Source organism: Streptococcus fryi (assembly GCF_053206505.1).
This window is the reverse complement of sequence record NZ_JBRUGW010000014.1, coordinates 1-15,738: the sequence shown is the minus strand read 5'-3', so window position 1 is coordinate 15,738 and position 15,738 is coordinate 1. Positions and strand designations below refer to the sequence as shown.

12 protein-coding genes and 1 other RNA gene are annotated in these 15,738 nt (G+C 39.1%); 2 read left to right on the top strand and 11 right to left on the bottom strand.

Annotated features, from left to right (window positions below):
- Positions 1 to 139: 139 nt before the first annotated feature.
- From ACVRZH_RS05065 to polA, 4 genes are all read right to left on the bottom strand, one after another.
- On the bottom strand, positions 140 to 346 hold the full coding sequence (locus ACVRZH_RS05065) for a helix-turn-helix domain-containing protein (RefSeq protein ID WP_447454239.1): 207 nt from the start codon (positions 344 to 346) through the stop codon (positions 140 to 142).
- 12 nt (positions 347 to 358) lie between these two features.
- Entirely contained in the window at positions 359 to 835 is a 477-nt protein-coding gene (locus ACVRZH_RS05060; RefSeq protein WP_447454238.1) for a hypothetical protein, read from the bottom strand.
- A gap of 254 nt (positions 836 to 1,089) precedes the next feature.
- Positions 1,090 to 1,533, bottom strand: a complete 444-nt coding sequence (locus ACVRZH_RS05055) for a CoA-binding protein (RefSeq protein WP_447454237.1) — start codon at positions 1,531 to 1,533, stop codon at positions 1,090 to 1,092.
- 47 nt (positions 1,534 to 1,580) lie between these two features.
- Positions 1,581 to 4,220 (bottom strand): DNA polymerase I, encoded by a 2,640-nt coding sequence (polA, locus tag ACVRZH_RS05050; RefSeq protein WP_447454236.1) that lies wholly within the window; start codon positions 4,218 to 4,220, stop codon positions 1,581 to 1,583.
- Positions 4,221 to 4,376: 156 nt separating this feature from the next.
- Between polA and ACVRZH_RS05045 the strand changes: the two genes are divergently transcribed.
- The gene (locus tag ACVRZH_RS05045; RefSeq protein WP_447454235.1) at positions 4,377 to 5,024 is read left to right on the top strand and encodes a RodZ family helix-turn-helix domain-containing protein; all 648 of its coding nucleotides are present in this window, start codon (positions 4,377 to 4,379) and stop codon (positions 5,022 to 5,024) included.
- Between the two features lie 42 nt (positions 5,025 to 5,066).
- Here the strand turns inward: ACVRZH_RS05045 and lplA are convergent, their stop codons facing one another.
- From lplA to ACVRZH_RS05010, 7 genes are all read right to left on the bottom strand, one after another.
- Positions 5,067 to 6,056, bottom strand: a complete 990-nt coding sequence (lplA, locus tag ACVRZH_RS05040; protein WP_447454234.1) for a lipoate--protein ligase — start codon at positions 6,054 to 6,056, stop codon at positions 5,067 to 5,069.
- A gap of 200 nt (positions 6,057 to 6,256) precedes the next feature.
- A complete protein-coding gene (locus ACVRZH_RS05035) occupies positions 6,257 to 6,964 on the bottom strand; it encodes a metallophosphoesterase (RefSeq protein ID WP_447454233.1) in 708 nt (235 codons plus the stop codon).
- Positions 6,965 to 7,037: 73 nt separating this feature from the next.
- On the bottom strand, positions 7,038 to 8,387 hold the full coding sequence (locus tag ACVRZH_RS05030) for a glucose-6-phosphate isomerase (RefSeq protein WP_447454232.1): 1,350 nt from the start codon (positions 8,385 to 8,387) through the stop codon (positions 7,038 to 7,040).
- 114 nt (positions 8,388 to 8,501) lie between these two features.
- Complete coding sequence (locus tag ACVRZH_RS05025; RefSeq protein ID WP_447454231.1) at positions 8,502 to 8,978, bottom strand: hypothetical protein; 477 nt, start codon at positions 8,976 to 8,978, stop codon at positions 8,502 to 8,504.
- A 261-nt stretch (positions 8,979 to 9,239) separates the two neighbouring features.
- Positions 9,240 to 9,336, bottom strand: an RNA gene (gene ffs, locus ACVRZH_RS05020) — signal recognition particle sRNA small type.
- Positions 9,337 to 9,364: 28 nt separating this feature from the next.
- Positions 9,365 to 9,862 carry a tRNA adenosine(34) deaminase TadA gene (tadA, locus tag ACVRZH_RS05015; RefSeq protein WP_447454230.1) on the bottom strand — a complete coding sequence of 166 codons (498 nt, stop codon included), beginning with the start codon at positions 9,860 to 9,862 and terminating at the stop codon, positions 9,365 to 9,367.
- Entirely contained in the window at positions 9,859 to 10,635 is a 777-nt protein-coding gene (locus tag ACVRZH_RS05010; RefSeq protein ID WP_447454229.1) for an MBL fold metallo-hydrolase, read from the bottom strand. The genes tadA and ACVRZH_RS05010 overlap by 4 nt, the downstream gene beginning before the upstream one ends.
- A gap of 164 nt (positions 10,636 to 10,799) precedes the next feature.
- Between ACVRZH_RS05010 and ACVRZH_RS05005 the strand changes: the two genes are divergently transcribed.
- Positions 10,800 to 15,738, top strand: a 4,939-nt coding sequence (locus ACVRZH_RS05005; protein ID WP_447454228.1) for an alpha-amylase family glycosyl hydrolase, incomplete at its 3' end; no start/stop codon positions are given.

Genomic DNA, 15,738 nt, shown 5'->3' with positions numbered 1-15,738 from the left:
GTTACTGTAGACAAGGGTAAAAATAACCTGAAAGAAACCGACTGGCAATTAGCTGATGATGCTTAATTACCAGTCGGTTTTTTCTGACTTCTTCTATAGCAAGGCTTACTTCTTTTCAACCAGACAATATAAAGTAAACTCACTGATCTGGGACATATTCTAAAATATCTCCAGGTTGACATTCTAATACCTGACATATCGCTTCGAGAGTTGAAAAACGAATAGCTTTAGCCTTACCTGTCTTTAAAATAGATAAATTAGCTGCTGTAATTCCAATACGCTCAGCCAACTCTCCAGATTTCATTTTCTTTTTAGCTAGTTCAACATCTAGATTAACAACAATCATAGCACCCCCTTGTTAAACCGTAAAAGCATTTTCCTCAGCAATGACATTAGCCTTTTCTAAAATCATGGCAAGCGTCCATACCACAAGCGCTGCTATAAGGTAAGTCGGATTTAAAAATGAAAAACGAAACCACTGTAAAAGCCCATCTGTTGTTAAACTCACAATCAGAAAAAGCAAAGACACACGATTAGCTAAGGTCACATTAGCAGGAATAAAGATTTTATCAGCGATAAGATGACTCAAAAATTGACGAATAGACCATAGTATCCAAAAGAAAATAAAATTATTGAGGTAGCGAATAAGGACAACCACAGGTGAATAACCAAACGGATCTGTCCTCAAAGGTACAATAGTCGCCTCAGTAAATTCTAAAGCCTTGAAGCCAAAAACGTATAAAACCGTTGATAGCACTATCCCTAGACCAAACAGAAACAAGACAACGGTAATAATAGAACAGAATATTTTTAAAAAAGCTGTAGTCTTAAACATATCTTTTTCCTCTTTTGATAGTAGTTATGATTGATTTTTAAAGAGCTCTTTTTGTTTGTCGAAAATATTTTATTGTTTTTCGATAACTAAATAATAACAAAAAATCATTTTATAGGCAAGATATTTTATCATTTTTTTGCGATTTAGGATTACTATCGGGCTTCTCCCTATCAATAGTACACCAGCTTTCATCAAAAAACGATTGAAGAAGAGGGCCGCGATAGCCATTTTCTTCAATCTTTATCATAAATTAATTAGTTTCCTTGCTCTGCCAGCATCTTCAGATATTCAATCTTAAGACATTTGTTCATCACGATATGTTCACGACCGGCATCACGCAAGATTTGCTCAGCTTCCTCATTTTCTAGACCAAGTTGTGCCCAGAAAACCATTGCATCTGTTTCAATAAAATCACGCGCCACATCTGGTAAAAATTCGCTACGTCTGAAGACATCAACAATATCAATATGAACAGGAACATCTTGCAAGCGTGCGTAAACTGTTTCGCCCAAAATAGTTTGACCAGCAAATTTAGGATTTACAGGAATAATCGTAAAACCATGCGCTTGAAGCACAGAAGCTACAACATAAGCTGCCGTATCGGGATTATCAGACAAACCAACAACCGCAATTGTTTTTGAGTGCGTTAGGTAGTAGTCAATCAGACCCTGACCTGGATTTGCAAAACTATAAGTCATAAAGACCTCCTTTTATTTTCTCCATTATTATGGGATTAGTAACATTATTATTTAGCTTCGTACCACGTTTGACCATCATTTTCATCAGCTAAAAGTGGCACACTCAAGGCCAAAGCAGTCTCCATGGTCTCTTTGACAAGACGTTTGACCGCTGACAACTCATCTTTAGGTACTTCCATGACGATTTCATCATGAACTTGCAAGAGCATACGTGCCTTGAAACCTCCAGCAACAAGTGCCTTGTCTAAATTAATCATAGCCACTTTTAAAATATCTGCGGCAGAACCCTGAATTGGTGAGTTAATCGCCGTTCGCTCCGCAAAACTCCTAACATTGAAGTTGCGGGAATTGATATCCGGCAAACTACGACGTCGTTTAAAGAGAGTTTCGACATAGCCCTTATCCTTAGCCTCGCGGACAACGGTATCCATATAAGACTTGATACCTGGGTATCTGTCAAAATAAGTATCGATATAGGTTTTAGCTTGTTGGCGTGAAATACCCAAGTTATTGGCTAAACCAAAATCAGAAATCCCATAAACAATACCAAAATTAACTGCCTTAGCATTGCGACGGTCATTAGATGTCACATCATCTGGATCGGTAATACCAAATACCCTCATAGCTGTTGAGGTATGGATGTCTGCCCCTTCATTAAAAGCCGCAATCAAATGCTCATCTTGAGAAATATGTGCCAAGACACGTAGTTCAATCTGTGAGTAATCTGAACTCAAGAGAACACTCTCGTCATCTGATGGTCTAAAGGCCTTGCGAATCAAGCGACCTTGTTCCAAACGAATAGGAATATTTTGCAAATTAGGGTCTGTACTAGACAGACGACCTGTCTGCGTCAAATCTTGAACATAGCGTGTATGAATTTTGCCATCTTCTTGGATATAATCTTGTAAACCAATGACATAGGTTGACTGTAGTTTCGTAATTTGACGGTAATCTAAAATCTTAGCCACAATGGGAGCTTCAGGCGCCAGACGTTCAAGCACATCGACAGCTGTTGAATAGCCCGTCTTGGTCTTCTTAGTTGCCGATAAAGGCAAGCCCATCTTTTCAAACAAAAGAACACCCAGTTGTTTAGGAGAGTTGATGTTAAACTCTTCGCCTGCCAAGGCGTAAATCTCCTGTGTCAAGCGATCAATGACAACCTCATTATCAACCTGCATCTCCTGTAAGGTGTGACGATCAACTCTGATACCTGCAATCTCCATCTTAGCCAACACATCGGCTAATGGTATTTCCATATCAAAAAGAAGGGATAGTTGATCTTGCTCTTTTAGCTGTGCCAACATTGGCTCTTCTGATGCTTCAAGGACCGTCATTTTCTGAGCCAGATAGCTGTATAAGTTTTCTTTGTCAGGTACCGCACGCTTGACCCCTTTACCATACACTTCCTCATCTAATGAAAGGCTCATGTCAGTATATAATTGGGCAATAGTCGGTAGACTATTGTCTTCGACCGTTGAGAGTAGGTATTTTGCTAATCGACTATCAAAACGCGGCTCCACCAAGTCAATACCTTGTTTTGCCAATAAAACTTTTGTACGCTTGAAATCGTAAGTTTTCAATGGTCTTGATAAGAATGCCTTCATCAGAGGGTGCTGTAACAAGGTCACATCCCTACTTACAAAAATCTTCTCACCATGTCCCCACGCAAAACCAATAATGTCTTCTAAATGGTAATTGTCATTAAGAATTTCAACATAGAAAAAATCATCCTCTGAAAACATTTCCTCTGATAGCTCATCAACTTCCTGATAGCTAACCTCCAAAGGACTTGATTGCTGGGTCTCACCAAGTGCTTGCTTGAACTGTTTAAAGCCCATTTCTTCGTAGAAAGGAGCTAGAAGTTCAACATCTGGACCATTGTAGATAATATCCTCAAGCCCTATGGTGATTGGTGCCTGTGTATCAATGGTCGCTAAGGTTTTAGATAAAAAGGCTTGTTCCTTATCATTAACCAGATTTTCCTTCATCTTAGAGGCTTTCATCTGGTCAATATGGTCATAAATCCCCTCCAAACTGCCAAATTCATGCAAGAGCTTAAGACCTGTTTTCTCACCAATCTTAGTAACACCTGGAATATTATCAGACTTATCACCCATTAAGGCTTTCAAATCAATAAACTGTTTTGGTGTCAAGCCCATCTTTTCCATCAAATAAACCGGGGTAAATCTTTCAAACTCAGCCACACCTTTTTTAGAGATTTCAACAACCGTATGTTCATCTGTCAGTTGGATTAAATCCTTGTCACCACTGACAATAGTCACATCAAAATCTTGTTCAGATTGCTCTGCTAATTTTGCCAAGGTACCGATAATATCATCAGCTTCATAACGTTCCAAGTCATAATAGGAGACGCCTAGCGCTGATAACATCTCTCGAATATAAGGAAATTGCTCCCTAAACTCTTCAGGTGTTTTTGCACGACCTGCCTTATACTCTGTGAACATTTCTGTTCTAAAGGTTGTCTTGCCAGCATCAAAAGCGACCAAAACATGAGTTGGGTTCACACGCTTCATCATATGGTCTAGCATCAAATGAAAGCCATAAATGGCATTCGTATGCAGACCGGAGGCATTTTTAAAGCGGTCGATTTGATTATAAAGTGCAAAAAAAGCTCTGAAAGCAACGGACGAGCCGTCGATTAGTAATAATGTGTTCTTTTTAGTCATATCTTCATTATAGCACAGAGTTAAACATTAGCCTAAAAATAAACAATTGCTCTTTAGAACATCAAAAAACTCTTATTTCATATTTTGTTGAAAAAGTCATCTTTTTGTAATATAATTGAAACATAACATAATATTGTAATAAAGGAGCTGACTATTATGAGATACACTAAACTATCACTAGGATTTTTAGCACTATTATCTGCCAGCGCTCTATTGACAGCATGCACCCAAGAAAAGATAAGTCAAAATAAAACTGAACCTAAAACCGTTCAGACAGAGACAAAAACCAGCCAAAAAGCTGATAACCAAAAGACCGATGATACCCCATCGACAACAACCGAAGCTTCTACTGAGCAAGCCAATACTGAATCAAGTCCACAAATAAGCTCTGATAAGACATCACAAGTAACTAAACCACAAGCCGCAACAACTATTCCAGATGTTCTAGTTGGGACTTGGAGCGGAACCAGTCAACAGGCTACTGATGTCAGTATGACCATATCAGCTGACGGGACTGTTTCAACCACTGCCACTTTTGATAGTAACGAAGGGCCGCGTCTCAGTAACGCACGTCTGACACAAATCCAAGACCTCGGTAATAGCTATTATGTCTTATCTTTTGAAGGAGATGTTGAAGCAATTATGCCAGGTATCACAGGATTGGGTGGTGCCGGATTTAAAACTGCTCAAGGTCTAAAAATTGAAAACAACGTCCTAAAGGTTACTACTTGGAGTGCCGCACCTGACCAAGACTATGATTTCTCACAACCACATGAGTTTAACTTCTCATTACAAAAACAATAAGTCAAAAAATGCTGACCTGTTCATTCAGGTCAGCGTTTTTACTTAATCTACAATAGCCTTAGCCACTTCTTCAGTTGTCATGCGTGAGAAATAATAGCTAGTATCAATGGTCATCAATTTCGCCAAGATGTCCTCATATTCGTAGCGTGTGCCAACCAATAAGTTTTCAATATCTGATACGTCTCCAATACCAAAGAAATCACCGTAAATTTTGATGGATTCAATGACAGATTTTTCTGTTTTGACATAAGTAGTCACTTTACCTGCTGGATAGCGAACACTTCGCTCAACAGTGTAATCAGGTGTCTGACCAAAGGTCCAATCCCATGTACCAAATTGCGTGTCACGAAGCTCTTCAATCCTTGCCAAATCGGCATCAGTCAAGACATACTCATCCATATCAGGATAGTTTTCTTTCATTTGATTCAAAATCGCTTCTTTAAACTCAAGGACAGTCATTTTTTGCGGTAATTCATCATTGATATTTGTCACACGAGCACGAACTGATTTGACACCTTTAGATTCTATTTTGTCCTTGCTAACTTTAAGGGCACTACCTAAGACGGTCATATCCACATCAAAAAGAAGGCAACCGTGGTGCATCATGCGTCCTTTATAATAGGCTTGCGCGTTGCCACAAATCTTCTTACCATCAATTTCCAAGTCATTACGCCCTGTAAAACTTGCTTCAACACCTAGTTTTGCTAGGGTATCAATCACAGGTTTTGAGAAGGTTTTAAAATCAAACGCTCCTTCATCAGCCTTGTTTGAGATAATCGTGTAATTCAAGTTGTTCAAATCATGATACACAGCACCGCCACCAGACAAGCGACGAACGACATGGATACCATGCTCATCAGTATATGACTTGTTGATTTCTTGGATAGCATTCTGATGCTTACCAATGATAATGGCGGGTTCATTAATCCATAAAATAAAAATCTCATCAAGAGATGTCAACTCTTTGAAAGCATAAGCTTCAAGAGCAATGTTATAAGCAGGATCATTACTAGTATTGACAATATATTTCATTAAAATCCTCCAAATTTTTTAATTTTTCATCCCTTTCTAGTATACAGAAAGCCTTTTCAAAATACAAGCAAGAGCATTATCAAACATGGCAAATAGATGAGAAAATCACTTATCAGGATCTCATACATAAGCAACATTGTTTAAATCACGGCAAAATGGTATTGATACAATTATTAAAACTTGAAATATCTCAGTCGAAACTATCCTTCTCTAACCGTGTAATCGTTCACTAAACCTGTTTCATCCAAAACTACACCATGAAGAACTCCTCCATAAACAGCACCTCCATCTGCACCAATTTTTCCATCATCGCCAAACCATAGCTGAGCCGTTGGTACATCTTGTTCGAACAAATAATACGTCGGCGTATGACCAAAAACAATCGTTTTCCCCGTTTTATTAACTCCCTTATAAAAAGACTCACGTATCCAAACCATATCATGCTCTGTCGTATCATGCCAATCATCTAATTCTAAATTAATACCCGCATGTACAAAAATATAATCCTCTGTTTCATGATAATAGGGTAAGGCTCTCACAAATGCAACCAAATCAGAACGGTCTTTTAAAATGGCCTTAGCATCTTCATGCGGATCTACTGCTTCATCTAAAGAACGTCCTAATAAAGAATTAATGGTCGAATCTCCACCGTTACGATGATAATGGTTATACCGATTTTCTGGATCATCAAGATAGGATAAGAACATTTTTTCATGATTACCAGTCAAACAAATAGCCTTTTCTTCTTCTACTAATTGCTTAACAGTCTCCAGACAGCTTTTAGAATCTTCACCTCTATCAATTAAATCCCCTAAAAAAATCAACTGCTGTTTGCTCTCCCAGTTCTTTAAAATATCCAATAAAAGCTGATGTTTTCCATGTACATCACCAACAACAAAATAAGACATGTCCTTCCTCCATTTCCTGATATTATAGCAAAAAACAGACCTTATCGACAGGTCTGCTAGATAATTTGATAAATTATAGACGAGCATTAAGCTCTGCTGAAAGCTCTTCAAAACCTGGTTTGCCAAGAAGTGCAAACATATTTTTCTTGTAAGCTTCAACACCTGGCTGATCAAATGGGTTAACGGCGTTAAGGTAACCTGATAAAGCAATAGCCAACTCGAAGAAGTAGATAATGTAACCAAGTGTAAACTCATCTTGTTGTGGCAAGGTGATAAACATGTTTGGCACATCTCCATCAGTATGAGCAAGAAGGACACCATCTGTAGCTTTCTTATTAACAAAGTCAACATCCTTACCTTGCAAGTAACCAAGGCCATCTAAGTCTTCAGCTAATTCTGGAATGATGATATTCTTACGTGGCTTATCAACACGAATAGCTGTTTCAAAGATGATACGAGCTCCCTCTTGGATATATTGTCCAAGTGAGTGCAAATCTGCTGAGAAGTTCGCTGATGATGGGTAAATCCCTTTTTGATCTTTACCCTCTGATTCACCTGCCAATTGTTTCCACCATTCTGAGAAATACTGCAATGATGGCTCGTAGTTCACGAGGATTTCTGTTGTATAACCTTTACGGTAAAGGACATTACGTACAGCTGCGTATTGGTAAGCTTCATTTTCAGCAAGTTTATCTGAGCTATACTCTTGACGTGCTGCTGCTGCACCTTCCATAAGAGCTGTGATATCTGCACCAGAAGCCGCTATTGGAAGCAGACCTACAGCTGTTAAAACTGAAAAACGTCCACCAATATCATCTGGCACAACAAACGTTTCCCAACCATTTGCATCAGCTTCTACCTTAACAGCACCTTTTTGACGGTCTGTTGTCGCATAGATACGTTTATTAGCTTCTTCTTGACCATATTTCTTAACAAGTAATTCTTTGAAAACACGGAACGCAATAGCTGGCTCAGTCGTTGTTCCTGATTTTGAAATCACATTCACTGAGAAGTCCTTATCGGCAACATAATCCACTAAATCTGCCAAATAGCTAGATGAGATTGAGTTTCCTGCATAAAGAATTTGTGGGGCTTTACGATCTTCTTTTGACAGAAGATTAACAAAATTATTGCTTAAAAAGTCAATAGCTGCACGTGCTCCAAGATAAGAACCACCGATACCGATAACAACTAAAACTTCACTGGTTTCTTGAATCTTCTTAGCTGCCGCTTGAATGCGAGCAAATTCTTCTTTATCATAATTTTCAGGAAGATCCATCCAGCCTAAGAAATCCGAACCTGGACCAGTCCCTTCACGTAATAATTTGTCTGCTTCTGTCACTTGACCTTGTAAGTAATCAAGCTCATGCTGACCAGCAAACTTTTCTAATACTTTTGAATAATCAAACTTAATATGTGACATATTTTTTATTTTCCTCCATAAAAATAAATCCATTTAACATAATACTCTTTTATAGCATTTTTTTCAACTGTTTTTGGCTAGCTTACATATAGATATGCTCGCTGTCGTCGATTCCTAATCTGTTAGCCAATTGGGATAATACCGATGTAAAAATGTACTCAATGTCTCACCACTGGACAAAAGCGAGATTTTACTGGGAAAGAGGTAAGAAAAAAAGGTAAAAAACAATATAGTTGGAGTCCAAATGAACATCAATTCTCTAATAAAAATCGTGTTATTACCTCTGGAACGATAACGCTCTTTGTATTCTCGTCTCAGTTGGTGTTTCGGAATAATGACATGAAATGAATCATCGCCTCTTTTATAAAGTTCCACTAGAATCAGAAAAATAAAATCTAAGGCTACTAAAACTAACTTGCCTTCATCATGATGAGATAAAGCAGCCTCAACATACGTTCTTCTATAATGACGATCCTTAATAGGCCTTTTTAACGATTTTCGCTCCTCTTTACTAAGATGCTCCAATCCAGTATTATCGTACTTGATTTCTGCCAACTCTAAATCAACCACCTTATCACATTCTTGTGACAAAGTGGTTTTTCCTGTCCCAGGAAAAGCAAACAACAACATCTATTCTAGGTACCTCTTACAAAATTCTTATCCTAAAATATTATAACCTATTTATAACTAATTGACGAACAAATCTCTTGTTTTAGACAGTAAAAAAATGAGCAACATCTAAAAACCACCGAGGTTCATCAATCCAACCTCAATGGTTCCAACAAAACATTAGTAAGTCGTTTTGAAATGATTTTCTTATGATCATCTGCTCCCCAAGTCTAGAGGGTAACATTAGCGAAACAAAAAGAGCACACAGGCTACTTCGCTTAGGGCTGCTGGATTCCTCCCCTGACCCACTTCACGCAAGACTGTTGCTCCGATAATTATTATAACATATTCTTAAGAATATGCAAGTCTTAGTCACCACCTTCTTGACTTTGCTTGGCTTGTTGACGGCGCGTTCTGAAAAAATCTTGCATAATAGTGACACACTCCTCAGCCAAAATACCGGTTTCTACTTGGACACGATGGTTAAGACGCTGATCAGTTAACACATTATAAAGACTTCCTGCTGCACCAAATTTTTGATTGGTGGCACCGTAAATCACATGAGGAATACGCGCTAAACCTATGGCACCACTACACATAACACAGGGTTCAATGGTCACAAAAAGGGTCGTGTCCAACAAACGCCAATGTTCTTCATGGGCATTGGCTTCTTCAATCGCCATTATCTCAGCATGCATAATCGCCTTATTAAGTTCCTCACGGGCATTGTGACCACGACCAATGATTTTACCATTTTTTATAATGATGCAACCAATTGGAATTTCGTTTTTCAACAACGATTTTTCGGCTTCTTTGAGGGCTTCCCTCATGAAAAAAAACTTATCTTCTTCACTCAAACCGTTCATAAATCACCCAAATCCCAACTTTTATGAGGTCTTGCTAGGTCAACAGGAACCTTATCTGCATATCTCTCAGCTTCTTTCCTGAGGTATTCTAAATGATCGTCTGTCTCTAAACCGATAGGAGCAAATTGAGGCAAATGGGTCAATACCAAACGTTTTACACCCGCATTTTTGGCAATAATACCTGCTTCTTTACTTGTTAAATGAGCAAAATGGTTCTCATTGCCTTCAAAAAGATACACATCTGCCAAAAGCAAGTCTGCTCCTTCCGTAAATGCTTCAAAGGCTTCAAAGTAACCTGTGTCTCCCGTAAAAACAAGAACCTGACCTGTCTCGCGCTCTAGGATTCTCATTGCATAACAAGGCACTGGATGAACTGTTTTGATAAAGGTAATGTCAAATGGTCCAATTGTTTCAACACCGTCGGTCTGGTAGGCGATACCTTTACTTACTGAAGGAATAGATAACTGTTCAAAAGCAAGTAAATCTTCATCATGAGCATAAATCGGTAAGACTTTGGGATTCCAGAGGTGTTTTGGATAGAGTTGAAAATAATGACGGAGTACTCCAAGATCGGCAACATGGTCTGGATGATAATGACTAATAATAACAGCATCCAAATCCAAAGGCGATATGACTTTTTCCAGTTCATTAACCGAACGACTACCAGCATCAATCAATAGCTGAAAGCCATTTTGCCCTGTTAACAAAAAACTAGTTGTTCCAGCATCTTTATAAGGATAAGCTCCCCAAAATCCTAATGTTCTTAATTGCATCAATTGACCTCCTCAACTAACTTAATGCTATTATAACATAGAATCACTAATTGATTTAACCTAACAAAGACAATTAAAATCTAGAAATTCGCATCATTTAACTTGACTTTTTTTGAAAACGGTTGCATAATGAATATAATATTTTTAACAAAAAGGAGAACAGTATGTTCAAACCCAAGCCAGACAAAGAACAACGCGTTTCACGATTTAGAACCTGGAAATCAGGGAAACTATGGTTATTTGGCGCTAGCGTTCTAACAATGAGCACATTGATGATGACATCGCAAACGTTTGCTCAAGATGCGCAACCTGATGCAACCCCTTCTACAACGACAATAAGTCCTGATAGTTCTGATACTACCTTCGCAGAGGTTGACAAATTGAGTGCTGACCAAGTGGTTAACGCCCCTCAAGATGTCCGTATCCACTATACACCTAATCAAGGCGATAATAGTAATTACTATGCTTGGGTTTGGGGGGATAACGCCAATTACAAAGAAAACGGACGCTTTTTACCTCTTGTTGCTGGCAACGATGGTAAACATACCCTAACAGTAACCCCTGATAAAGATGTCAGTAAATTCAATTACATTATCACAAACGGTAACAATTGGGATCAAAACCCAAACAAGGTTAGCGGCAATGACAACATGACAGCAGGGGTTAACAACGTTACGGCAACAGATATTTACCATAACGCCAACGGCTGGTACTCTCAATTCCAAAATGTACAAACCGATGAATTCGACCGTAAATTCGGCTATACCGATAAAGTCGTCAATGCTAGCGGAGAATTTGAAACCGTTGGTTCAGCAGGGAACTTAGGGGCAACACTACACGACGATGGAACAGCAACACTTAACCTTTGGGCCCCTACTGCAAAGGAAGTATCTGTCAATATCTATCGCTCTACAGCTGAAGATGCACCCCTTTTAAAAACCTTAGCAATGACTCGAGGGATGTCTTATACTCCTTCAGATCATACCAAAAATACCGTTGGACTATGGTCTATTAAATTGACATCTGATTTAGTTGAGGGGTTAAATCTTTCAACTATAGCTTATGATTATAAATTAACCATCCCTAAAGCTTACTTCATCCAAAAGACCGAAGATTGGTTCCAAGAATCACCTGGTGTTTGGAAAAAACGAGGTGATAAGTACGTGAATTCTGCTTCAGCAGCAAAAGGACAATCAGAGGAACTCAGTTCTACTAGTTCAATCGCAGATATCGCAAAACTTTACGCTGGCGACGACCAAATTGTTACCATACAGGACCCCTATTCTCAAGCGACAGTAAAAAATGGCAAGCGAACTGTCATTGTCAATCCTAACCGAATCGGTGGTAAAGTAACTAATTCCAACAATGTCCGTGTCAATTCAAAAACGGAGCTAAGTGTCGTCGAAGTTGATATCCGTGATTTCTCAATTGACCCTAGCTCAGGCGTTAGTGATACTAACAAAGGGAACTATCTCGGCTTTGTTGAAACAGGGACAACCAACCCTGAAACCGGCAAAAAAACAGGCATCGATTACCTCAAATACCTTGGGGCTAAGTATATTCAAATGATGCCTATCTACGATTTCCAAACAGTTCCTGAATTACCAAAAACAGATCCAAAAAATAATGTTATCTCATCTGAATTTTCAGCAGATGATCAACAAAACTGGGGCTATGACCCTAAAAACTATAATGTTCCAGAAGGTTCCTATGCCACTGATCCTGACAATCCGACCAATCGTATCGAAGAAGTCAAAACAATGGTTCAAAAACTCCATGACGCTGGAATCAACATCATCATGGATGTTGTGTACAACCACCTCTATGATGGACAAAACAATCCATTTGAATATACCGTGCCAGGATACTACTATGCTGTAAATGGCGATGGTAAAATGAATAACGATATCGGCGTGGGTAACGCTGTTCGCACCAATTCCGAAATGATGCGCCAGTATATTGTCAACTCTGTTGCTTACTGGGCTCTTGAATATGGAATGGATGGCTTCCGCTTTGATGCCATGAGTGATCTTGACACTGATACGATGAATGCCATCCGTGCTGCGATCAACAAAATTGACAAACGTATCGTAACATACGGCGAAGGCTGGAACAGCATGGGAAATTACCTACACAAAGATGGTGAGCATCCATCAAGTGTTGCTAACGCTGGAAAAACACCCGAAGTAGGGTTCTTTGATAGCATCGGTCGCGACGCTATCTCAGGTTCTCATTACGACAATGAAAACCCTCCAGGCTTTGTCAATAGAAACAGCAGCTATAAGAGCGGTGAAGCATTAAAAACCCTTATTGATAGCCTAATGGGTGGGCATGGACGTAGTTTGATTAATGCTTCTCAACAATTAAACTATGTTGAAGTACATGACGGTATGACTTTAAGCGACCTTCTCAAACACTACAATCCAAACGATACACCTGAAGAACATTTGAATCGTGTCGAACTCGCAACAGCAATGAGCGCACTTTCTCAAGGTATTCATTTCTCACAACATGGGCAAGAGTTCTTAAGAAGCAAGATGAACTCACATAATACCTATAATGCCGGTGATGAGAAAAACAAAATCAACTGGAATCTTGTTTCAGAAAATGCTGACGCGGTCAACTTTACCAAATCCTTAATCAGCTTGCGCCAAAATGAACCTTTATGGCACTTATCGGAATATGGTAAAGAGATTTTCTCTCATATGACCATCACCAATGCTCAAGAAAACTCAGGAATCATCACCTTTGAGCTAAGACAAGATAATGACGATAAATACCTTGTTATCTTTAACAACAACACCTCATCAGATAACAACTCTAGCCTAACACTTGGTCCTGGCAACTACTACTATGGCAGCGAAATCTCAAGAGGTCGCATTAATTATAGCAATGATTTTACAAATGCTTTTGTGGTCACTAGTAATTCGAAAAACCTTTATGACAAGATTGGCAGTATCAATGGCGAACCCACCATTACACTTGATAAATTATCTGCTACTGTACTTTATATCCCAAGAGTTAGAATCGCTCACCAAGAACATGTAACACAAACCATCCACTATATCAATAAACAGCAGGAAAGCGTTGCTAAAGACCATGTTCAAAAAGTGACAAAAGCTATTATCGAGCAAGTCGATCCAAAACAAAAATTCTCTTATACCACTTCTGGTATCGGGGCAACTGACAAGCGTGTCCTAGGCTATCGCGAAAATATTCTTAACCATGTTAACAAAGAAAATACGCCAATCCAAGTAACTTACTACGCAACAGACGGTAAAGGTAATCTAATCGAGACTAATGCATCCATTCGCTTAGCGGATTCTGGGTTACCAATCAATTCAGATAGCGTGACATGGGTTCGTGAAGATCAGATTAACTTTAAAGAAGTGATACACCCAGAGATAAACACTTATCGTGTTGTCGAAACAACTGACGATAGCAACAGTTTAGTGAAAGTTCCTGAAAAAGCAATTAATAATGATGATATCACCGTAACCTACGCTAAAGAAACTGTAGCCTATCTCATCTCCAACAATGACCCAGATAAACAGTTACCAACAACTAAGGACGAAGCACTTGCTAAAGAAGACAAACATTCCCAAGGTATTGAGGGTGAAACAATTAACTTATCAGATAGCGACTTAACAAGAAATGGCTATACCTACACTGTTAATAATCACCAAACACTAGCAGAAGCTGTCCAAGCTTCAAACGCGGGGAAATTTGCCTTGAATGACAGCAAATTCACTGTAACCTACACTGCAAACCCTGGAATTATTACTGTTATTTACCTTGATAGCGAGAAAAATAATGCCGAAGTCAATCGTTATACCATTGAGGGTACTTCTGACCAAACCGTTACCTTCTCACCTCGTGTGCCTGAAAACTACGAAATTGTTAGGGATAATAGTGCTGAGGTAACTCAGTTTGACAGAATAGATGACGCTACAAACCCTAGCCAAACCATCACTGTCTATCTCCGCCACAAGCACGAGACAAGCGAGGTAGCTACAACACATACTGTAACTTATCAAGGCATTGAAGCTCTCAAAGATGAGGTAGTTACAGTAACTTGGACAGTTGATACTGACCTTGTCACTCATGACAAGACCTACACCCCTCAAACACAAGGAGAAACCATCACTTCTCCGAAACAAGAAGGCTTCCGTGCAGACAAGAAACAAGTCACTATCGCACCAGTCACTCAAACTGAGCAACCTCTTGATGCCGTAACTGTCGTTACTTACACTCCTGTGACAAAACCAAGCACAGCCTTCGACACAAGAACACGCTATACCCTTGATGGACAAGAACAAACTACAGTGCCTAACCCAGAAACAAGCACCAAGGTATCTGAAACAGTCACAACCCCAGGACAAGAGGCCGTTTACAACTGGAATGCAGATAAGGAAGAGTGGGAACTCACTACTCCTGCAACCCAGCAAGTTGTTACCCATGCCTACGTGACAAAGACTGTCGATCACAAACAAAATGGTAGCAGCCTAACGTCAGAAGAAAAACCAAGCGTGATGCTTCAAGATACTATCGAGAAAAAAGATGGTTTAATCATAAAGACAACACGGGCTTACGTCAATGGAGAAAGTCAACCTACACTCATTAAGAAAACGGCCGTAACTGACAACCTAACAACAAATGACTTGCCGTCAGCTAAACTTACTCATAAAAACGGTAGTGGTCTAACGTCAGAAGAAAAAACAAGCGTGACGCTTTACGATACTATCGAGAAGAAAGACGGTTTGAACATCAAGACGACTTGGGCTAACGTCAATGGAGAGCAAAGTAAACCTACACTCATTAAGAAAACGGCTGTAACTGACAACTTAACAACAAATGACTTGCCGTCAGCTAAATTAAGTCATAAAAACGGTAGCAGCTTAACATCTGAGGAAAAAACAAGCGTGACGCTTCAAGATACTATCGGGAAAAAAGATGGTTTAATCATAAAGACAACATGGGCTAACGTCAATGGAGAGCAAAGTAAACCTACACTCATTAAGAAAACGGCTGTAACTGACAACTTAACAACAAATGACTTGCCGTCAGCTAAATTAAGTCATAAAAACGGTAGCAGCTTAACAT

Excerpts from the sequence above, each read along its gene's own strand:
- ACVRZH_RS05010 (WP_447454229.1), bottom strand. The coding sequence starts at position 10,635 with ATGCAATTAAGAACATTAGGATTTTGGGGAGCTTATCCTTATAAAGAT.
- ACVRZH_RS05060 (WP_447454238.1), bottom strand. The coding sequence starts at position 835 with ATGTTTAAGACTACAGCTTTTTTAAAAATATTCTGTTCTATTATTACC.
- tadA (WP_447454230.1), bottom strand. The coding sequence starts at position 9,862 with ATGAACGGTTTGAGTGAAGAAGATAAGTTTTTTTTCATGAGGGAAGCC.
- ACVRZH_RS05035 (WP_447454233.1), bottom strand. The coding sequence starts at position 6,964 with ATGTCTTATTTTGTTGTTGGTGATGTACATGGAAAACATCAGCTTTTA.
- ACVRZH_RS05045 (WP_447454235.1), top strand. The coding sequence starts at position 4,377 with ATGAGATACACTAAACTATCACTAGGATTTTTAGCACTATTATCTGCC.
- ACVRZH_RS05065 (WP_447454239.1), bottom strand. The coding sequence starts at position 346 with ATGATTGTTGTTAATCTAGATGTTGAACTAGCTAAAAAGAAAATGAAA.
- ACVRZH_RS05055 (WP_447454237.1), bottom strand. The coding sequence starts at position 1,533 with ATGACTTATAGTTTTGCAAATCCAGGTCAGGGTCTGATTGACTACTAC.
- polA (WP_447454236.1), bottom strand. The coding sequence starts at position 4,220 with ATGACTAAAAAGAACACATTATTACTAATCGACGGCTCGTCCGTTGCT.
- lplA (WP_447454234.1), bottom strand. The coding sequence starts at position 6,056 with ATGAAATATATTGTCAATACTAGTAATGATCCTGCTTATAACATTGCT.
- ACVRZH_RS05030 (WP_447454232.1), bottom strand. The coding sequence starts at position 8,387 with ATGTCACATATTAAGTTTGATTATTCAAAAGTATTAGAAAAGTTTGCT.